Here is a 20,207-nt window from a genome sequence, read left to right as displayed (position 1 = left end):
TGCTCATTGTGATGTATCTCCAATCCTATCTTTTCTTTATACAAATAAAAGTACCCTACAGAGAGACTTTTTTAAAGTGTCTACTCTATAGGGTACATTTTATAGATCAATGCCTTGGGTCTTTTTGTCATTCTACTTAAGTCGAATTGAAGATTTACAGTATTGCGCCCTTTACGTCATAGTTTGCTAAATCAATGTCTAATTCCCTGTCAAGAGCAAGGTTCGCCAGTTGAGATCCAATATAAGGTCCCATTGTTAAACCAGAAGCGCCAAGTCCATTGGCTACGATGATGCCATCCCAATCAGGAAGGGGGCCAATAACCGGAAGGAAGCCTGGGGTAAAGGGACGGAAGCCGACCCTTGCTTCAGTAAATGTACTCTCGGCCAAACCTGGCGCAGTATGTAAAGCTTTATCAAAAACCTCCTGCAAACCTCCTGCCGTCATTCGGTAATCAAATTCCTCCATATTTTCATGAGTGGCTCCCGCTACAATTCTATTTTCATTGAAAGCTAATATGTATTGATCGCTAGGGGGCATAACAACAGGCCAGTTATTCGTGTTGCTATTTGGTAATGCTAGATGGATAATCTGCGCCTTTTGGAAGCTAACTTGAAAATTCACTCCTAATGGTTCAAGTAAATGAGACGCCCATGCACCTGCACAGACAATTACTTTATCTGCAACCATGCTATTGCCTTCCACCGTTACACCGGTTACAGAATTTCCTTCGAAGTTCAGTGAAGCGTCGCCATGAATCAATGTCGCTCCATTTTTTTGTGCCGCACGCAATAGACTATCTCGTAACGCGCGACCATCAACCCGTGCCGCACCACTTATATGAACCGCAGCATACTCACCCGAAAGTGGTGGGAAGAGAGCACGTGTTTCTTCCACACTGAGCATAGTGATATCACCAATTTCAGGAGCGTCTTCCTTACGCTTTGTCGCTCTTTTTTGCATGCCAATCAGTTTTTCTTCATCAGTATGTAAGCTGATGGCCCCTACTTTAGCGTAGCCTGTCTCTGTTTCCCCATCATTTTCAAGCTCTTTAATTAAACTTGGATAAAAGCGGGCCCCATTTTTAGCAAGATGATACCATGCTTTGTTACGTCTCTGCGATATCCAAGGACAAACGATACCTGCCGCAGCAGCGGTGGCTTGCCCATTATCTTGACGATCTATAATGACTACTTCAGCGCCTTTTTTCACAAGCTGGTAGGCAGTGGATGCGCCTAAAATCCCTGCACCTATTATAATGATTTTTTGCATATAAACATCCCATTTCTTTCATATGTGTAAACGTTCTTCTATAACTATAACGAAGACACTATCCGATTGCTACATCTTGAATGGTATTTGATTATTCACACAGTTATTTTATCTCTGTAAGTTATGCTATGATTAAGAGGAAAAGGCTTGAAAAGATATTAGGAGGACGAATACCGATGTTAAGAAAACAAATGGAAACATACATATCGAAGACTTTGAATGGAGATACGATTGAGTTATATACAGAAGAAAAGGCGTATGTAAAAAAGCATCAGTTGCTCGCTGATGATATAACTATAGAAGAAATCGAAAACACTACCCGCTTTACTGATGCTTATATCGAACTCAGTGATAAAGAAACCGAAGAATTGATTAAAGAAGAAACCGCTGCATTTCTAACTCAGCCTCTTGAATACTTAAAAATGAATAAAAATGAATTCCTTTACTTTGAATCATCTTGGTTTGATTTAATTGGAGTTGAGGCACTTTCTTTGGAAGTAGATGATGTATTCGGCACTTATAACGCCATGTTCGGTTTGAAATTCCAGAAAAAAATGGGAGATGCACTTAAAGCCTATTTCAATCAAGAACTTCAAGGAGATATTGGGACATTCAGCATGATGTTTAACCAAGGTGACGGCCTATGGGATGTTAATTTCGCCTTGAATGCTGTACAAGGATTTAAGGATGAGATGACGTTAGGCGAGGCGTTCCAACTAACTTACCATTTTCTCTTTAACCTCAATGAAACAATCGAAGAAGAACAATAAAATAGGTGAATGACCCCCATCAAACAATGATGGGGGTCATTCATGTGCATCCTTTTCTTTTTGTTTGTCATAACCAAATTAAAGGAACTATTGAAAAAGTGCCGAATTAGTAAATAACATTGAAATTTTATTTAGTACTCTTTTTATTTAATATAAAAAATCCGGAATTAGAAGGAGCGTAATTATATTTGCTGAATGAATTGGGAGTTACACAAGTGACGATTCCATTGCCTTTTAGGTTAGATCACGTGCATTGTTTTTTAGCCGAAGGAGCGAATGGGTGGACAATTATCGATGCAGGATTAAACAACCAAACAGCACGTGATATATGGAAACCGATAATCGAAAAACATGAAATAGGGGATATTATCCTTACTCATTATCATCCCGACCACTTTGGGTATGCAGGTCATTTACAACGGTTAACGGGTGCTGATGTGTGGATGACGGAAGTGGATGAAAAAGCAGGCACTACCTATTGGGAACCTGAAACACTCGATTTCCTGAAATCTAATTATGAATCATGCGGTATGGAAGAGGATTTAGCCCAAGCCTTATCTAGTGATGAAAGCAGCTTTATTCCAAAGGTAAAGCCCTATCCCACGGTTAACCATCATCTTGAGGAAGGAATGAAGATTTTATTTGGCAAGCTAGAGTATGAGGTGATTTTTACACCAGGACATTCAGACGGGTTAATTACTTTATACAATAAGGAAAACAGCATCCTTTTTTCTACTGACCATATATTGCCGAGAATCTCTCCAAACATATCTTATTGGTTTCAAGGAATCAGCAATCCGTTGGAGGCTTTTTTTACTTCCTTAAAGAAAATTCAGAAGTTACATGTAGACTATGTGATTCCTTCACATGGAAAGCCCTTCAAAGACGCAAATAAAAGAATTACGGAATTATTAGATCACCACCAAGAACGGTTACATGTAGCCTATGAAAATATGAAAGAACCGACCACTATACAAGCTGCTTGTAAGATTCTGTTCAAACACCTATCGACTCACGAATCTCGGTTTGCAATTGGGGAGACATTGGCTCACCTAGAGTATCTCCATTCCAAAGGAAAATGCCGAAAATATAAAAGAGATGGGATTTGGTATTACCAATCGATTTAATGATTAAGCTCATTTTATGAGCTTTTTTATCGTTTTGACCCAATATATTCAATATTAAAAAACTGCCAACATTGTTCTATCCCATTGTAATCTTACAATTGAAGTTGAGATTTACCATTATTCTTTTTTTGTTTCGAAGTTTATACTAATAATCAAGTGAAAGGAAGAGGGTACTCCGTGGACAAAGTATTATTTTGGGATAAAGCAAAGAAAGAACATTTCGTTAAAGAGCTTACTAATCAAATGAAAATTAAAAACCGGCTTTTAGGATTAATAATTTCGAATGTCGATAAAAAGACTAGTAGAGTGGAGAGCAATAATAAAGCTTTTAAATATGAACAACAAATAATCATGTTACAAAAGATGGCGGATCTTTGCAGAGGAATCAGAGGAAGAGAGGATATTAAACAACTTAATCTGCTGATCGATACGTATAATTCTTTAAGTTAGGAAAATAGGACAGCACTAAGAGATGGAGATTATTCATACTCATTAAAAATATGAATATATGGCGTTATTTACATGACGGGGTATCGTAATATGATGGAAAGTGTTATATAATTATATTATTCAGAAAATTTAAAGTTGATTCTCTGTCACTAATTAGTTGGGAGTTTTGAGAATGAAGAACAGGCATTTGAATACCGCAACAGGAGTTTATATGAATTATTTCTTGCTTGGTATGGTGAATATCATGCTGGCATCGAATATGTCTTATTTATCGGAGCAATGGGATACGGATAGTGCTGGTATTAGTTATATTATTGCTGCTATCGGAGTAGGGAAATTGCTTACATATGCCTATACTGGTTATTTATCAGATAAAATTGGGCGGAAACCGCTAGTCTATGCCTCTGCATTCGGTATGGGCATTTTTCTAATCGGGATTCCCCTGTCCCCGAGTTATCAATTGGCTTTTGTTTTTGCAATACTCGCAGGTGTTGCCAATTCATCGATGGATGCTGGTTCATATCCGGGTCTGATCGAGATTTTTCCTAATTCAGCTGGCTCTGCTAGTGTTTTAGTTAAAGCCTTTATGTCTGCAGGAGCATTCCTTCTTCCTTTCATGATTCTATTTATCTCAGATCATGATATGTTTTATGGATACGCCTTCTTTATACCTGCTGCTATTTATTTAATCAATATGCTATTTTTATTTACTGTATCTTTCCCGAGTAACCCAAAAGGTAATGCCAGTATTTCCGAGAATAATACAAAGAAGAGCAAGTTCAAAGGGAAACCGGTGTTGAGGAAAGAGGGATTTGCCCTTATTTTAATTGGGTTTACATCGACTGGCTTGTTCACCGTTTCCCAAATATGGCTTCCATCATATGGACAGGAAGCGGTAGGCATGAGTATGGCCAATTCAATAAAACTATTAAGTTATTATAGTTTGGGTGCTCTCCTTTCCGTTTTGGTTCTATCTGTATTACTAAAGAAATTTTTACAACCCATTACCGTCATCATGGTTTATCCGATTATTACCTTTGTTTCTATTTTGACAATCCTTTTAGTTAAGATACCTATCATCGTGTCCATTACAGCCTTTTTTATAGGCCTTTCAACTGCAGGCGTTTTCCAATTAGCCATTACAATTATGACTGAATTCTTTTGGGAGAAAAAAGGGACCGTTACAGGGTTTGTTGCAACCGCTGCAGGATTGGCATCTATTGTCATGCCGCTTATCACAGGGATGATGTCAAAAAGTGGGAATATATCTATCATATTCATTTTCGACGCTTTCCTTTCAATAATAGGTTTTATTTCTGCGGTGTATGTCTATTATCGCCATGGTCAATTGGTAGATAAGAAACCTGAAGAGGAAAAAGTGGATTTTCGTTTAAATGCCTAATTCTTCATATATTTGAAAAGGGTCTCTCGTCTTGAGGCCCTTTTCTTTTATGAAAACCAACTGTAGGAGTAAACGTTATGGTGTAGCTATTTTTTCTTTTACTTCGTGGATGATATTTTCCAATGAAGTTACGATACCTTTTTCATCTTTATAGCTAATATGCTTTGGCTGAAAATCGACAGGTGAATCCAAACCAGCAGCAGCCGATATACGAAAAAGACCTTTTCGTAAAGTGACAAGAAAATTAACGACCCGGTACTTCTTTTCGTCAATGACCAGTGCCTTTTGCAAGTCGGGATCAGTCGTCGCTACTCCGACTGGACAGGCGTTAGATTGACATTTCATTGTCTGTATACAACCAATCGCTATCATGAATCCCCGGGCAATATTGACCAAATCAGCTCCCATGGCTAAAGCAATTGCTATACGATCCGGGGTGAATAATTTTCCTGAGGCAATGATTTTAACCTGATTCCTTACTCCGTATTTCTCAAGGGTTGATACAAGAATGGGTAACGCCGATTTAATAGGCAATCCTACGCTATCAATCAATTCCTGATATGAAGCTCCCGTACCGCCTTCCCCACCATCCAATGAAATGAAATCAGGCCCTTTTCCAGTATCTTTCATATATTTAGCCAATTCCTCGACACTATCATTTCCCCCGATGACCATCTTGATTCCTACTGGTATCCCTGTATGATTCCTGATTTTTTCAATGAATTCACATAAAGTACCTACATCACTAAATTGATGAAAACGATTCGGACTATCTATCGATTTATAAGGCTCAACTTTTCGTATTTCGGCAATTTCAGGATTTACCTTTTCTGCATCGATATGTCCTCCGCGAGTTTTAGCTCCTTGAGCTAATTTTATTTCAAATGCCTTGATTTGTGGAATTTCGCTTTTCCTTTTCAGTTCATCCCAATCCATCTCACCAAACTTATCCCGTACGCCAAACATTGCGGGGCCGATTTGCATGATGATATCCACTCCACCTTCTAAATGATAAGGAGACAAACCACCTTCACCCGTGTTCATCCAAGTACCTTTAGCCATGCCTAACCCTTCAGACAAAGCTGTAATAGCATTCTTACCCAGAGATCCATAGCTCATCGCAGACATTCCGATAAGACCTTTTAATTTAAATGGGTATTTTACGTTTGGGCCTATAACTACCGTATCATTGTCGTGCAATAAAAAGGCAAGTGATTCTTCATCTTCCCATTTTTCCTCTCTTTGCGAAAAGAGAGGATCTTTTAGGAGGATATACCTTTTGGTTTTCACTTTTGTTTCCCTATCGTATTTCTCTTCTTCGGCTAGTTTTGGGAACATACTATTTCGAACAAAGAGACCTTCCTCATCAAAATCACGTTTTGAACCAAACCCTACCACATCTCTTAAATATTTAGAACCTTTAACCATATGCTCGTATTCATCACGGGAAAAAGGTTTCCCTTCATTATCACTGTTAAACCAATATTGCCGCATTTCTGGTCCGATTTTTTCCAAGAAATAGCGAACCCTTCCGAGTACGGGATAGTTTCTAAGTATTGCATGATGCTTCTGGTTTCGGTCAAAGAAAATCATGTAAATCAACATCAGGACAGCCATAATTATAATGATAAAGACAAGAGCGAATCCCAAGATAATCAAAAGATTGGCTATGACATCCATTTTACCCCTCCTATATGCAGAACTATATCGTTTAATCTACGCGGTCCTTCCTGCATTTATACAATTATCCAATGGGGGCACATGCGCTTCATTTTTTCCTCATGGTCCCCGTTTACTGCGTGATTCAATAGAAGAAGGAATAATCCGTCTATTAAGTTTATAATTAACTGTATATATAAACCGCTTAGGAAGGAGATGGAATTATGAAAATCGTTCTTGCACCAGATTCCTTTAAAGGAAGTTTGACGGCCCCTGAGGTGGCACAGGCAATGGAGCGTGGCGTTAAAAGGGTTTTGCCTGCGGCAGAAACAGTAGTAGTCCCCTTGGCTGATGGCGGTGAGGGAACGATGGAAAGTCTAATAGCTGCGACACATGGTCAAAGAGTTGACGTACTAGTAAATGGACCACTATTAAACAAAGTACAAGCTGCCTATGGGGTTTTAGGAGATGAAGAAACCTGTGTAGTCGAAATGGCTTCTGCATCCGGTTTATGTCTAGTTGAACCCAATAAGCTGAATCCTTTAATTGCGACGACTTATGGAACGGGTGAGCTTATTCATCAAGCGCTAAATGACGGGTATCGAAAATTCATATTAGCCATCGGTGGTAGCGCCACAAATGATGCTGGTGTCGGTATGCTCCAAGCGTTAGGGCTGAAGGTTTTAGATAAAGAAGGGGTAGAAATCGGATATGGAGGAGCGGAACTATCACATTACAGCAATTGAAATGCATGATTTCGATCCAAGAATAGCTGAATGTGAATTCATCATTGCTACAGATGTCCAAAATCCGTTGATTGGAGCCGATGGGGCAACTAAGGTTTTCGGTCCGCAAAAAGGGGCAACCCCAGACATGGTTGAAATGTTGGAAGAGGCTTTATCGACCTGGGCGGATCTGGTGGAAATCAAGACAGGTGTCCAATTACACCATAAAGCAGGGGCTGGTGCAGCGGGTGGGATTGGTGGTGCTTTTCAAGCTTTCTTTCCTTCTAAAACGAGAAGAGGCGTCGATATCGTCATGGAATATTCAAGTCTTATAGAAAAGTTATCGGGAGCACAATGTGTTTTTACTGGAGAGGGACAAATCGATGTTCAAACGACATCAGGGAAGACGCCAATGGGAGTGGCTGAAGAAGCGAAGAAACTAAGAATCCCTGTATTTGCCCTAGCAGGCTCAATAGGCAAAGGGGTTGATGCTTTATATCAACATGGATTTACAAGTGTGCATAGCCTTGTCAACGAACCTATGTCACTACATGAAGCCATGGAACGTGGAGCTGAACTGTTAGAGATGCTGACTGAACAAGTTCTGCGTACCTTTATTGCTTCTTCTGGACAGTAATTATTGACATGAGGGATTGAGAAAATAATAGTGGAAATTCCTTAAACACAGTGTACTTGCTGTGTTTTTTATCGTATGCCAGATAAGAACATATCCTTATAGAACATTCCTTTTCACATCCGGTGGGTCTAAAAAGTTCCTGAATCCTCGATGGGATGATTGTACATACTTAGTTGCATACGAATGTATTTGGTTTGGAAGCACATTCTATACATAACTAGTTAAGAACACATGATGAATGAAGAGGTGAGTTGATGGAAGAACCAATTGTAACGGTTAGGAATGTATCAAAGATCTTCGGTAAGTCTCCAAAAGCAGCCATCGATTTATTGGAGAAAGGGAAATCCAAAAAGGAAATTTTAAAAGAAACTGGTCAAACAGTTGGTGTCAATAAAGTGAACTTCGAAATCTATCCGGGTGAAATCTTCGTGATCATGGGGCTATCTGGAAGCGGGAAGTCCACTTTAATTCGAATGTTCAATCGTTTAATTTCACCTACTAGGGGAGAAATCCTCATCAATAATGAAGACATTGTTAAAATGAATGCTTCTCGTTTAAGGGAAGTTAGACGAAAAAAAATTAGTATGGTGTTTCAAAACTTTGCTTTATTCCCTCATAAAACGATCTTGGAAAACACCGAGTTTGGATTAGAAATACAAAAAGTGCCGGTAGAAGAACGAGAAAAAAGGGCGATGCAATCCCTAGAGGTTGTGGGACTAAAAGGGTATGAAAATCAGGTACCCTCCCAATTGAGCGGTGGGATGCAGCAACGTGTCGGCTTAGCCCGGGCACTTGCTAGCCATACTGATATCATCTTAATGGATGAAGCATTCAGTGCGCTTGACCCGCTAATTCGAAAAGATATGCAAGATGAATTACTTGAGATACAAGACCAATTTAAGAAAACCATCATTTTCATCACACATGATTTGGATGAAGCTTTACGGATTGGTGATAGAATCGCATTGATGAAGGATGGAAGCGTCATCCAGCTCGGGACACCTGAACAGATCATGATGAACCCTGCAAATGAATACGTTGAGAAATTCGTTGAAGATGTAGATTTATCGAAGGTATTAACCGCTTCCCATGTTATGAAAAGAGCAGAGAAAATCAGTGTGGACCGTGGTCCAAGGGTTGCATTGGAAATTATGCGGAAGCAAGGATATTCAAGTATCTTTGTAGTAGATCGAAGGCTAAGGTTATTGGGCGCCATTACAGCTGAGCAGGCCCTTAAAGCTATAGACAGCCATCAACCTATATCAGAGGTCATGACAACTGATATACCGCTAGCTAAGGAAGACCAATTACTCATTGAAATACTAGATGTGATGTCCACTTCAACACTTCCGATATCTGTAGTCGATGAAGAGAAAAGATTGAAAGGAGTCATTATCCGTGGAGCCGTCATTGGTGCTTTGGCTGGTAATAAAGATTCCTTGAACGAGATGGAAGTGAATACATGAATATCACAAGAATCCCATTAGGCACTTGGGTTGATAAAATAGTTGATTGGATCACCATCACATTCGCTGGTTTATTCTCTTTTCTAACACGATTAATCGAAGGGATTTTAAATATCCTTGTTGATGCTTTGAGTATAGGGCCACCACTGGTTTTAATTATATTTTTGACGCTTTTAGTTGCCTATACGAGTAAATGGAAGTTAGGCCTTTTTACAGTATTAGCCCTCCTGTTAATCGATAATCTGGGTTATTGGGAAGCTAGTGTCCAAACTTTGGCCCTCGTTCTTTCATCGGCGATCTTAACGATTGCGATTGGTATTCCGATAGGGATTTGGGCTGCCCAAAGTCCTACTGCGAGAAAAATCATCATTCCAACTCTGGATTTCATGCAGACAATGCCAGCTTTCGTATATTTGATTCCAGCCATCTTATTTTTTGGAATTGGGGTTGTTCCTGGTATTTTCGCTTCGATTATCTTTGCAGTTGCACCGACAATTCGCTTAACCAATCTTGGCATACAGGAAGTTCCGAAAGAATTAATTGAAGCTTCTGATGCGTTCGGTTCAACAAATAATCAAAAATTACTCAAAGTTCAATTACCATTGGCTGCTCCAACCATTTTTGCCGGCATTAATCAAAGCATTATGTTAGCTCTCTCCATGGTTGTTATAGCTTCCTTGGTAGGAGCACCAGGTCTAGGTGCAGAAGTTTATCGTGCTGTAGCTCAGATCAAAGTAGGACAAGGGTTTGAAGCGGGTTTGTCTATTGTCATAATCGCCGTTATCCTAGACCGAATTACACAAAACCTACGAAATCCTGCCTATACGAATTTTTTGAGTAAACGAATCGCCTTCTCAGTTTTTGGTGTCTTGTTTCTAGGTGCCTGTATTTTTGCTTCTTTACAAGGAGAGAACCCTTCCGAGGAGAATTCAGGTAGTGTAGGCAGTCTGACCGATTATGAAATTATCGGTATTGACCCAGGAGCAGGAATCATGAAATCCACCAAAAAGGCTATGGAAGATTATAACCTGGATGATTGGACCCTTGTTGAAGGATCATCAGCTGCCATGACCGCTGAATTGAAAAAGGCTTATGGCAATAAAGAACCCATCATTGTAACTGGCTGGACGCCGCACTGGATGTTTCAATCATTCGACTTAAAATATCTTGAAGATCCCAAAAACTCCTATGGTAAAGATGAAGACATTCATACCATTACTAGAAAAGGCCTTGAAAAGGATGCGAAAGGAGCCCATACCGTACTGGATCAATTCTTCTGGAAATCGAGTGATATGGAAGAAGTGATGGCAGATACAGCAACTGGAATGGAACCCGAAGAAGCCGCAGAAAAATGGATAGCGGCACATCCAAAACAAGTAGCAGAGTGGACAAACGGGGCACAAAAAGGAAATGGAGAAAGTATCAGTCTAGTTTATGTAGCATGGGAATCAGAAATCGCTAGCACCCATGTAATTGGAAAGGTTCTGGAACAACAAGGGTTCAAGGTTACTTTACAGCAAGTAGAGATAGGTCCTATGTTCGCAGGAATCGCAAATGGTAGCGCTGATGCTATGGTTGCCGCCTGGTTACCAACCACTTCAGCTGAATATTACGAAGAATACAAAGAAGATATTGTAGATCTTGGGCCAAACTTGAAAGGTACGAAACTCGGGTTAGTGGTACCAACCTATATGGATATCGATTCTATTGAAGAATTAAATGACTAAAGAAAAGGGATTCTCATTTTGGGGATCCCTTTTTGCATTAGACTATTTGAAGCAGAATGTAAGGTAACAAAACCAAAATGGTGAATATTGTTTATACTTTTGTGCAGATTAGGACATTTACTTAGGCAGTCTATAAAATTTTCCTATATTAACATAAAGAAAAGGGTATACTAGATAGATAAGAATATATATATTCTTAGTACCACATGTAAGAATGGTTTCATTTAGTCAGAACTTGATTCTTACATACAGACAGAAGGAGAATTGATACATTTGAATAATAAAGAAGCAAAAGCAATCGAATTACCAGCAAATTATGAGGAATTAAAAAAATCGGCACACCGTACTGCGAACTGGAGAGAACGGTTAGATGCTATCGAAGAATTAGGACAGCTGAAAAACCAACAAGTAATTGATATTCTAACACATATTATGAATAACGATGCTGTATATAAAGTACAAGAGGCAGCCTACCGTCAATTAAAAGGTTTAGGTGAAGATGTCCAGTTACCTGCAAAGAAAAAAGGTGAATTGTTTAAAGGGGTAACCAAAGTCTTGGTAAGAATTAAAAAGAGCTTGCCTGAAGGCCATGCGTATAACGAGTTCAAAGAGAAGTTCAAAAAGATGAGAATTGATATATATGATGCCTACGAAGGCGAAAAGGGAGCCGACTTCGATAAGTGGCTTCAGTCTACCTGGGAAGGGTTATCGAAAAAGTAATTCGATTTAGTTTATAGCATAGAGAAAAGGAGCAATCATTTTGCTCCTTTTTCTTATGCATGCATATTAGATTGAACATGTATCTCGTCACATATTCTAAACATTCATAAACCATTGAAAGGCCTATTATCTCCTAGAGCTTGTACATCGAATCATAAAAAGTAGTAATCCTACATTCTCCACTAAAATTCATTTTTTTCATAACTCAACATAATGATAGTAATACCCTATTTGAATTCAACATGACCGGGGGAGGATCATGAATCAACTATTCGAAATCTTGGAAGAAGTGCAAAACACTTCTATGGAGTGTGTCTTAGCAACAATTATTCAGGTGAAGGGTTCGGCATACTTGCGTGAAGGTACCTCGATGCTCATAAAAAAAGATGGCACATTCACAGGCATTATTAGTGCTGGTTGTTTGGAAACCGATTTATTGCATCATTCTCAAAGAATATTTGAAAGTAAAAAAGCGGAAACCATCGTCTATAACATGGAAAATAATGAAGATTTGGATTGGGGAGTATCTACAGGTTGTAATGGAATCTTATATATTTTACTTGAATATGTAGATCATAAGTTAAAAGAAAATCTTTTATGTATCAACGACACAATCACCAAGGGTAAGGATAGCATTTATCAAAGAGTACTAAGTAATGAATGGAACTTATCAGAATCCTATTTTTCACCAGAAGATTCATTCAAAGACGAATCGCTTAGATATAGTCAAACATCTAATTATGTATTTACTCAAAAGTTCTCGCCAAAACCTCGATTAATTATCTTTGGTGCTGGAGCAGATGCACATCCAGTTGTTTCTTTAGCTTCCCAAACCGGATTCTCGGTTACAGTTTGTGATTGGAGAGAATCACTTTGTAACGAACATAATATACCTGAAGCGGATAAGTATATAATTGGCTTCCCAAAAGAAATTGAGAAACAAATTTCCTTCAAAAAAGACGATTATGTCATTATGATGACCCATAACTTTCAGAGAGATAAGGAAATCCTTTCTTTTGTTAAAGATGAGTCATTATTCTATTTAGGCATTTTAGGTTCAAGAAAGCGAACGGCAAGTCTATTTGATGATGAAATCCCTAAGAATATACATGCACCCATTGGTTTATCGATCGGAGCTGTAGGACCATATGAGATTGCAGTAAGTATCATAGCTGAATTAATTCATATAAAAACAAGGAAGACCGGTCAATGAGAATTTCCGGTATATACTTGGCTGCTGGTAATAGTTATCGTATGGGAACAAATAAATTAACCTTAACATTAGGTAATAAAGAAATAGGTAGATGGGGTTTAGAAAAGGCCCTCGATTCAAATCTGGATGATATTATCCTCATTTCTCAACACCAAAATCGACTAGACTTATCTGGATTATGCACCCAAAAAGTAATGGAAGTAGAAGTTACCAAATCTAATGCGGGACAATCTCACTCACTTAAAGTCGGTATAGAACAAGCGAACATCTTACTTTCGGATGCAGTCGTCATTTTACTTGCCGATCAACCTTTTATTACGACAGATATGATAAATCAACTCATTAAAATATATAAACAAAAACCTACTACCTCCTTTGTTGCCTCTAGTTTTCTTGATATTATCCAGCCACCCATTCTTTTAGATAACCAGCTTTTTTCCAAGATACTTCACTTAACAGGAGATCAAGGTGCAAAAAAGGTATTGAAAGAGCAAATGGAGCAAGGAATTCTTTTGCCCTTTAATGACGAACAACTGTTTACTGACATTGATTATATGGAAGAGTACTTGTTTTGGAAAAAACACTTAGAATCAAACAGATAATGAGGGGATTTCTATGGATATCATTGGAAAAGGTGTGATTCGTAAAGATGCGTGGGATAAGGTGACCGGTCAAGCCAGGTATACAGGAGATCATCATCATGCAAATATCCTTTCCGTTAAAAAGGTGATCAGTCCTTATGCTCATGCACTAATTAGAAAGATTGATATATCGAAAGCTGAAAAAATCGGTGGGGTCCGTGCAATCATAACAGGTGGAAATTTACCGCTAACAGGAGAAGAGATTAGAGATCGTTATCCCATAGCTCAAGACAAAGTCCGTTATCACGGTGAAGTTGTCGCACTTGTCGTCGCGGACACGCCTAAACAAGCAAGAATGGCTGCTGACCAGGTAAAAGTTGTTTATGAACCTTTGCCTGTTGTCAATTCTCCGACTGAAAGCATAGACCCTTCATCTCCTCTACTCCATTCCCATTTAGGTACATATACAAAAATATCCGAGGTATATCCTGAACCAGGTACGAATATAGCAAATCATTCAAAAATCCGAAAAGGTGATAAAGAAATTGGATGGCAAGAGAGCGATATAATCGTTGAAGAAAAGTTTTCCTTTTCTCCTTCTGATCATGTTGCTATGGAAACAAGATGTTCATTGGCAGAAATACATGCAGATCAAAAAGTCTGCATCACTTCTTCTTCGCAAGCTCCTTTCATGATCAAGCGGCTGATAAGCGATTACTTTGGCGTTGAAATCGGAAAAGTCGTCGTAAACACCCCTTTGGTTGGAGGAGGATTCGGCGGTAAAGCCTCAGTACAACTTGAGCTATTAGCCTATATCGCTTCTAAAGCGGTCGGTGGAAAGTTGGTTAAGGTGGAAAATAGTCGTGAAGAGGATATCATTACATCCCCATGCCATATAGGTTTAGATGCGACAGTGAAACTGGGATGCACACAGTCTGGGGTCCTTAAGGTAGCTGAATTGACTTATCTCTGGGATGGGGGAGCATATGCTGACAAGGCTACAGACCTTAGTCGTGCTGGAGCAGTGGATTGCACGGGACCCTACCACATTGAAAATGTTTGGTGTGATTCTTTTTGTATGTATACAAATCATCCATACGCCTCTCCATATCGAGGGTTTGCCCATGCAGAGGTTTTGTTTGCTTTTGAGAGGACAATGGATTCTCTTTCAAAAAAACTTGGCATGGACCCACTTGAACTTCGTGAACGGAATGCGATACTTCCTGGACATTCTACTCCAACTCAAGTTACGTTGAATTCAAGTACCGTAGGGAATCTTCCTGAATGTATACATGTGCTCAAGAAAAAAATGAATTGGGAAGAAGGACAGTTCATTAGAAAAAGTGACAGAACAGTATTGGCGAAGGGGATAGCTTGCGTATGGAAAAATTCCACCATTGATACAAACGCAGGGTCCGGTGTGATTTTAACATTCAATCCCGATGGGAGTGTTAACCTTATATCAGGAGTAGTGGAAATCGGCACAGGTACGAAAACGGTGTTGGCACAAATTGTATCAGATAAATTGAAGATAAAAGTCGATCGTGTGAATGTTCAGATGGAAGTCCATACGCAAAGTACTCCTGAGCATTGGAAGACGGTCGCTAGTCGTGGAACGTTCATGGCTGGAAGAGCAGCAATTCAAGCTGCTGAAGATGCTATCTTCCAAATCAAGAAACTTGCTTCGGTTGTATTAGGAGTTCCGCTGGAAGACATTGAAATCGGTCAGGAAATTGTTTACCTCAGGGGTGATCCAACAATACGCATTCCTTTCAAAGAGCTAGTTTATGGATATACCTATTCAAATGGAAATGCCATTGGAGGACAAATCATCGGTAGAGGACATTATATAACTCCTCATATATCCAAATTAGATTCCGAAACGGGAGCAGGGAACCCAGGACCTGAATGGACAGTAGGCGTACAAGGGGTGGAAGTAGAATATGATACCCATGAATATACCTACAAGGTAGTAAGAGCCATATCCGTCATCGATGCAGGGAAAGTGCTGAACCAGAAAACGGCTGAAGGTCAAATAATGGGTGCAATGAGTATGGGCTTAGCCTTTGCTGGTCGTGAAACGTTCTATTTCGACCATGTAGGCAGAGTCCTTAACCCGCAATTCAGGACGTATCGACCCTTAAGATATGGTGAAAATCCCGAATACATTTGTGAGTTTTTAGAAACACCGCATTTAGAAGCACCATATGGGGCAAGAGGCCTTGGTGAACATGGCCTGTTAGGAATGCCAGCTGCATTAGGTAACTGTTTATCTCTTGCTGCGGGTATACCTTTAAATCAATTACCCTTACTTCCCGAACTAATTTGGGAAGGGAAGAAAGAAGGGAGGCATCACTGATGTTACCCTTCAATTTTGCTTATTATAAACCAGAATCCATACAAGAAGCTCTTGACGTTTTTCAAACATTAAAAGTTCAAGGGAAGACTCCTTTGTATTATGGTGGAGGAACAGAGATTATAACATTAGGACGACTGAATCTTGTATATGCCGATGCTATTATTGATTTAAAAGGAATTTACGAATGTAATATATTTGAATTCCAAAATAATGAACTCATTATTGGTTCTATGGTGAGCCTAAGCGATTTTGAAGAGAAAAAGCTTTTCCCTTTATTAACGAAGACTTCAAAAGAAGTTGCAGATTATACTTCAAGAAATAAGATCACAATTGGCGGGAATATATGTGGGAATATTTTTTATAGAGAGTCTGTTCTGCCATTCTTATTAGCGGATAGTGCTGTAATTATTGCAGGACCTAAAGGAATAAGAAAATTATTATTTAGCAAAGTTTTTCATAAAGAATTACAACTGGAAGAAGGTGAATTTCTAGTGCAAATCCTTACAGAAAAAGAGTATCTTCCTGCTCCCCATCTGAGTATTAAGAAACGGCAACAATGGGATACGGGATATCCACTTTTGACCGTGGCTTCCCTGAAAAAAGACGGTTATGTACGTTTTGCATTTAGCGGAGTTTGTCCATTTCCCTTTCGTTCGATCCCAATGGAAGAAACCCTCAATGACCAGAATTTATCCTATAAAGACCGAGTTTTGGCATCTTTTGAATACTTGCCTAATTCAATTTTAAATGACATTGAAGGATCTAATGAATATCGACTATTTGTATTGGAAAATACGCTAACTTCTATTTTGTCTAAGTTGGGTGATGAAGAATATGAATAGGAATTTGGGGAATCAAAATACAACAATTCGCTTAAAAATTAATCAGGAGAGGTACGAGAGAGAGATACTGGCCTCAGATCTATTACTAGATGTATTGCGAAAAATAGGATTCACGGGAGCCAAGCCAGGATGCTTAAATGGTGATTGCGGGGCATGCACGGTAATCATGGGTAAACAGCCAATGAAATCATGTTTAGTATTAGCGATTGAAGCCAATGATACAGAAATCATTACTATTGAAGGTCTTCACAAAACCCCCATACAACAGGCATTCGTTGAGCATTTTGCTTTTCAATGCGGGTACTGTACACCTGGATTTATCATGAATGCTACGGCTTTACTTCTTAATGACGACGACCCAACCCCTGAGAAAATCAAAACATGGCTTTCTTCTAATATTTGTCGATGCACCGGGTACAAAGAAATTGAAGAAGCGGTGCATTCAGCCATACACAATATAAAATTCATTGAATGAAGTGACAGATTTCTGTTTACCTGAATAAAATGCCTACATGGGGAGTGATGATATTGAATGAATCCTGTGAGAAGGATACCAATTTAACAATAATTCACTCCTTTCAGCGTAGTATTGAAATTACGACAGCCATCCTATTATTGACCGGACAAATCACAATTATTGGCGTGTTTGTAAGACCGGGTAGATTTAGCCTCTCTTTAGGTGGGCCACTTTTTGGAGGGCATCGTTTAGAGGGAAAGAATCATGAGGAAGTGGGAAATCTTTTCATCGATATACTTGATATTATTTTAGCTATATTACTCATCAATAACGTCATACATGTTACGGGCACATTCGTTTCATCCGGTGACTTCTCCATTAATGTTTCAGGCCCCATTTTTGGTTACCCAGAAGTTGTCCCCGCACTGCCCTTTGAAGATTATGACTTTTTCAATAAAATCGTAAGTAAACATTACAACGTTCCTCCAGAAATGGTAACTAAATTAAGAGGGAATGAGTATAATGTCATTAACTGATATACCTACCGTAAAAAATTCGAGGTACAATGTATTTCTAATAGTTCTTCCAATAATTTTTTTCATTTTTTTCTTCACTCAACAAAAAACCACGGACCAATAAACTAAAAAAGGAATTGTCATCATTTTATAGAAATTTAGAGGTAAAGCATATCAAATGGCTTTACCTTTCTTATTTCATACACTTCATGGACCAAAGTGACAGGTAATATTGGACTCTTCAATGGAAGAGCAATTAAGTGACAGACACGTGATCAGAAGGTATCCACTAAATACAGCCCTGCTTAACCAGAGTTCCTGATTAGAGAGCATTATTTCTAGGTGACAAGTGAGCCATCCCTTTCTTTCATAACCTAAACATAATAGGTAGAGAGCGACAGGTAAGACAAATAGTGAAAAAACATGGGTTATAAAATAGATTTTTCCCTATATTAATTACATCATAAGGTGAGCCGTGCCTTCACCTGAATTTATTATTTAATCTCGTAATTCCATAAAATAAGGAAGCATCCCTACCCATTTTGTTACGTGTATTCATGTATGGACGAAGACAATTCTGGAAGATTCGATCACAGTGTTTTGAAGGTCCATATTTTTCATAACAAATATCATGTGATTTGCAGCACGAATCGACCGCGTTAGTAGGTGCACCAGGTCCCGAACAACCCGGACCACACCATCTATACCCTGGTACACAAAAACCTCGATTTAATCGTTTACTTCTGTTCAAAATACCGCCTTCTTTCCTAAGAGGGATTAGCTATAATACTTTATGTAGGAATACCTGGAAGCGGTAGGGCTTTTTGCAGACTGTCATAAAATATATAGGAAAAGGGCATTGGCTTTGGAAATGAGAAAATGAAATGAAGACAAAGCACGCTATCCTATTTTCAAAACGTTATTCTATATGGATAGATATCGTTTGATTACTGATACTATGAGGTTTTAAAAGGGTAATAGCTTCCTGATTTCGGAGGTTGGTTATAAGTTCCAAACCCTTTCTCTTGAACTCGTTCCTTTTAAGGAGTACATTATTTTGTGACTTATGAAAAACTTACTAAAGGAGAACTAAATTGAACAGAAGTGATAGATTAAAAAAGCGTCAATGGACTTTATATATAGCCATAGTAATCTTTACTCTTATCCTTTTTCTCGGCACATGGAATCAGGTAGCCAATAAGAAGAATACTTTCGTTCCAGCTGGGGGAAGTTCAAATGAAAGTGATCAAATGTTAATAATTGAATTGCCTGATGGTAATGTGATGACTACTGAACAAAAGAACATCTATTATAAAGGGGACAAAGTATATTACAAGAGTAAATATAATGAAATTGATATTACTGGTTCCAAAATTAAACAAAAAAAGTAGATAGTTGATCTTCCAATAACTATATGAAATGAAGTAGGAAGCGAAAATGGGGACGATAATACAAAATATATCCTTTCCGATTCTTTTAAACAATTGGAAGCTTATTTTCTCCGTTATTTCCAATGCTATCAAGTGTAGCTGTGGCCATTTGTTCTCTAATACGTTTAATATGGACATCCATGAGGTGCTTGGCTTTGTCGGCATCTTTTAATGCGATAGAAATATAGATATCTTTATGTTCTTGAAGGGTTTCTTGAAAGTGACCTGGTTTTGAAAAACGGTGCTGTCTAGTCGCTTGAATCGTTTCTTTCATTTGATCACTAAGGGTATGTACCAGTCCTGCAAATATGGAATTGTTTGTAGCTTGTGCAATGCTATTATGAAACAACAGATCTGCTTGTAAACCCAATTCATCATCGTGTTCTGAATTCGCCATATTTTCTAAAGCCTTAAGCATTTTTTGTAAATCTAGCGAGGTTGCTTTCTGTGCAGCTAAAAATGCACACTCCGTTTCAATTACTCTACGAACTTCGAGCATTTCATAAACCATATCATTCTCAGCATCAGTGATGGTGGTAGATAACTGATTGATCAGTGACTGAACTTCAGAATGTCTTATAAATCTCCCATCGCCTGGTCTTACCTCTATGACTCCGTTAATCTCCAATACCCGAAGAGCTTCTCTGATTGAAGTTCGACTCACCTTAAACCGTATGGATAGATCCCGCTCAGAGGGTAATTTATCACCAGGTTTGAGTTCCCCAGTAATAAAAGATTCTTTAATTTGATTGAAGATTATTTCGTATACTTTTGGCGATTTAACTGGTATAGAATCCATTACTCATTACACATCCTTATCCCACTATAAGTGGACTCATTTTAACAAGCATTTCTCA

At 38.6% G+C, this 20,207-nt stretch carries 18 protein-coding genes and 1 pseudogene; 15 read left to right on the top strand and 4 right to left on the bottom strand.

What is annotated here, in order from left to right:
- Positions 1-154: 154 nt before the first annotated feature.
- Positions 155-1,270, bottom strand: a complete 1,116-nt coding sequence (locus ACIQXU_RS19305) for an NAD(P)/FAD-dependent oxidoreductase (RefSeq protein ID WP_402991763.1) — start codon at positions 1,268-1,270, stop codon at positions 155-157.
- 176 nt (positions 1,271-1,446) lie between these two features.
- On the opposite strand from ACIQXU_RS19305, the gene ACIQXU_RS19300 reads away from it, so the two are divergent.
- From ACIQXU_RS19300 to ACIQXU_RS19285, 4 genes are all read left to right on the top strand, one after another.
- Positions 1,447-2,040: a branched-chain amino acid aminotransferase gene (locus ACIQXU_RS19300; RefSeq protein WP_402991760.1), complete on the top strand. Its 594-nt coding sequence runs from the start codon at positions 1,447-1,449 to the stop codon at positions 2,038-2,040.
- Between the two features lie 188 nt (positions 2,041-2,228).
- Positions 2,229-3,167: an MBL fold metallo-hydrolase gene (locus tag ACIQXU_RS19295; RefSeq protein ID WP_402959404.1), complete on the top strand. Its 939-nt coding sequence runs from the start codon at positions 2,229-2,231 to the stop codon at positions 3,165-3,167.
- 177 nt (positions 3,168-3,344) lie between these two features.
- Positions 3,345-3,617, top strand: coding sequence for a hypothetical protein (locus ACIQXU_RS19290; RefSeq protein ID WP_402873015.1), 273 nt, complete (start codon positions 3,345-3,347; stop codon positions 3,615-3,617).
- Between the two features lie 172 nt (positions 3,618-3,789).
- The gene (locus ACIQXU_RS19285) at positions 3,790-5,019 is read left to right on the top strand and encodes an MFS transporter (protein ID WP_402991757.1); all 1,230 of its coding nucleotides are present in this window, start codon (positions 3,790-3,792) and stop codon (positions 5,017-5,019) included.
- Between the two features lie 75 nt (positions 5,020-5,094).
- Here ACIQXU_RS19285 and ACIQXU_RS19280 read toward each other — a convergent pair whose 3' ends face one another.
- The gene (locus ACIQXU_RS19280) at positions 5,095-6,699 is read right to left on the bottom strand and encodes an FMN-binding glutamate synthase family protein (RefSeq protein ID WP_402991754.1); all 1,605 of its coding nucleotides are present in this window, start codon (positions 6,697-6,699) and stop codon (positions 5,095-5,097) included.
- Positions 6,700-6,902: 203 nt separating this feature from the next.
- Between ACIQXU_RS19280 and ACIQXU_RS19275 the strand changes: the two are divergent.
- The 10 genes and pseudogenes from ACIQXU_RS19275 to ACIQXU_RS19230 all read left to right on the top strand — a co-directional run.
- Positions 6,903-7,959 (top strand): annotated as a pseudogene (locus tag ACIQXU_RS19275) (glycerate kinase); the annotation flags it as partial.
- Between the two features lie 335 nt (positions 7,960-8,294).
- On the top strand, positions 8,295-9,506 hold the full coding sequence (locus ACIQXU_RS19270) for a quaternary amine ABC transporter ATP-binding protein (protein ID WP_402873005.1): 1,212 nt from the start codon (positions 8,295-8,297) through the stop codon (positions 9,504-9,506).
- Positions 9,503-11,233, top strand: coding sequence for a glycine betaine ABC transporter substrate-binding protein (locus tag ACIQXU_RS19265; RefSeq protein WP_402991751.1), 1,731 nt, complete (start codon positions 9,503-9,505; stop codon positions 11,231-11,233). The genes ACIQXU_RS19270 and ACIQXU_RS19265 overlap by 4 nt, the downstream gene beginning before the upstream one ends.
- A gap of 273 nt (positions 11,234-11,506) precedes the next feature.
- The gene (locus tag ACIQXU_RS19260) at positions 11,507-11,953 is read left to right on the top strand and encodes a HEAT repeat domain-containing protein (RefSeq protein WP_402873001.1); all 447 of its coding nucleotides are present in this window, start codon (positions 11,507-11,509) and stop codon (positions 11,951-11,953) included.
- Between the two features lie 259 nt (positions 11,954-12,212).
- Positions 12,213-13,166, top strand: a complete 954-nt coding sequence (locus ACIQXU_RS19255) for an XdhC family protein (protein ID WP_402991748.1) — start codon at positions 12,213-12,215, stop codon at positions 13,164-13,166.
- A complete protein-coding gene (locus ACIQXU_RS19250; RefSeq protein ID WP_402991745.1) occupies positions 13,163-13,768 on the top strand; it encodes a nucleotidyltransferase family protein in 606 nt (201 codons plus the stop codon). The genes ACIQXU_RS19255 and ACIQXU_RS19250 overlap by 4 nt, the downstream gene beginning before the upstream one ends.
- Before the next feature lie 13 nt (positions 13,769-13,781).
- On the top strand, positions 13,782-16,106 hold the full coding sequence (locus ACIQXU_RS19245) for a xanthine dehydrogenase family protein molybdopterin-binding subunit (RefSeq protein WP_402991742.1): 2,325 nt from the start codon (positions 13,782-13,784) through the stop codon (positions 16,104-16,106).
- Entirely contained in the window at positions 16,106-16,948 is an 843-nt protein-coding gene (locus ACIQXU_RS19240; RefSeq protein ID WP_402991737.1) for an FAD binding domain-containing protein, read from the top strand. Before ACIQXU_RS19245 ends, ACIQXU_RS19240 begins: the two co-directional genes overlap by 1 nt.
- Positions 16,941-17,423 carry a (2Fe-2S)-binding protein gene (locus tag ACIQXU_RS19235; RefSeq protein WP_402991733.1) on the top strand — a complete coding sequence of 161 codons (483 nt, stop codon included), beginning with the start codon at positions 16,941-16,943 and terminating at the stop codon, positions 17,421-17,423. The genes ACIQXU_RS19240 and ACIQXU_RS19235 overlap by 8 nt, the downstream gene beginning before the upstream one ends.
- A 47-nt stretch (positions 17,424-17,470) precedes the next feature.
- Positions 17,471-17,941: a hypothetical protein gene (locus ACIQXU_RS19230; protein ID WP_402872986.1), complete on the top strand. Its 471-nt coding sequence runs from the start codon at positions 17,471-17,473 to the stop codon at positions 17,939-17,941.
- 460 nt (positions 17,942-18,401) lie between these two features.
- Here the strand turns inward: ACIQXU_RS19230 and ACIQXU_RS19225 are convergent, their stop codons facing one another.
- A complete protein-coding gene (locus ACIQXU_RS19225) occupies positions 18,402-18,671 on the bottom strand; it encodes a Parvovirus coat protein VP1-like protein (RefSeq protein ID WP_402991730.1) in 270 nt (89 codons plus the stop codon).
- 343 nt (positions 18,672-19,014) lie between these two features.
- Between ACIQXU_RS19225 and ACIQXU_RS19220 the strand changes: the two genes are divergently transcribed.
- Positions 19,015-19,311 (top strand): hypothetical protein, encoded by a 297-nt coding sequence (locus ACIQXU_RS19220; protein WP_402991727.1) that lies wholly within the window; start codon positions 19,015-19,017, stop codon positions 19,309-19,311.
- 85 nt (positions 19,312-19,396) lie between these two features.
- Here ACIQXU_RS19220 and ACIQXU_RS19215 read toward each other — a convergent pair whose 3' ends face one another.
- Entirely contained in the window at positions 19,397-20,149 is a 753-nt protein-coding gene (locus ACIQXU_RS19215; RefSeq protein WP_402991724.1) for a FadR/GntR family transcriptional regulator, read from the bottom strand.
- Positions 20,150-20,207: the final 58 nt, after the last annotated feature.

Origin of the sequence: Peribacillus sp. NPDC097284 (assembly GCF_044761765.1) — a bacterium.
Lineage (GTDB): Bacteria > Bacillota > Bacilli > Bacillales > DSM-1321 > Peribacillus.
Note: the sequence above shows the minus strand (reverse complement) of the source record. Positions and strands in the feature narration are given on the sequence as shown.

What these genes read in the sequence shown, in the direction of transcription:
- ACIQXU_RS19215 (WP_402991724.1), bottom strand. Translation starts at nt 20,149, where the DNA reads ATGGATTCTATACCAGTTAAATCGCCAAAAGTATACGAAATAATCTTC.
- ACIQXU_RS19235 (WP_402991733.1), top strand. Translation starts at nt 16,941, where the DNA reads ATGAATAGGAATTTGGGGAATCAAAATACAACAATTCGCTTAAAAATT.
- ACIQXU_RS19270 (WP_402873005.1), top strand. Translation starts at nt 8,295, where the DNA reads ATGGAAGAACCAATTGTAACGGTTAGGAATGTATCAAAGATCTTCGGT.
- ACIQXU_RS19255 (WP_402991748.1), top strand. Translation starts at nt 12,213, where the DNA reads ATGAATCAACTATTCGAAATCTTGGAAGAAGTGCAAAACACTTCTATG.
- ACIQXU_RS19250 (WP_402991745.1), top strand. Translation starts at nt 13,163, where the DNA reads ATGAGAATTTCCGGTATATACTTGGCTGCTGGTAATAGTTATCGTATG.
- ACIQXU_RS19300 (WP_402991760.1), top strand. Translation starts at nt 1,447, where the DNA reads ATGTTAAGAAAACAAATGGAAACATACATATCGAAGACTTTGAATGGA.
- ACIQXU_RS19265 (WP_402991751.1), top strand. Translation starts at nt 9,503, where the DNA reads ATGAATATCACAAGAATCCCATTAGGCACTTGGGTTGATAAAATAGTT.
- ACIQXU_RS19230 (WP_402872986.1), top strand. Translation starts at nt 17,471, where the DNA reads ATGATATTGAATGAATCCTGTGAGAAGGATACCAATTTAACAATAATT.
- ACIQXU_RS19245 (WP_402991742.1), top strand. Translation starts at nt 13,782, where the DNA reads ATGGATATCATTGGAAAAGGTGTGATTCGTAAAGATGCGTGGGATAAG.
- ACIQXU_RS19280 (WP_402991754.1), bottom strand. Translation starts at nt 6,699, where the DNA reads ATGGATGTCATAGCCAATCTTTTGATTATCTTGGGATTCGCTCTTGTC.
- ACIQXU_RS19305 (WP_402991763.1), bottom strand. Translation starts at nt 1,270, where the DNA reads ATGCAAAAAATCATTATAATAGGTGCAGGGATTTTAGGCGCATCCACT.
- ACIQXU_RS19240 (WP_402991737.1), top strand. Translation starts at nt 16,106, where the DNA reads ATGTTACCCTTCAATTTTGCTTATTATAAACCAGAATCCATACAAGAA.
- ACIQXU_RS19285 (WP_402991757.1), top strand. Translation starts at nt 3,790, where the DNA reads ATGAAGAACAGGCATTTGAATACCGCAACAGGAGTTTATATGAATTAT.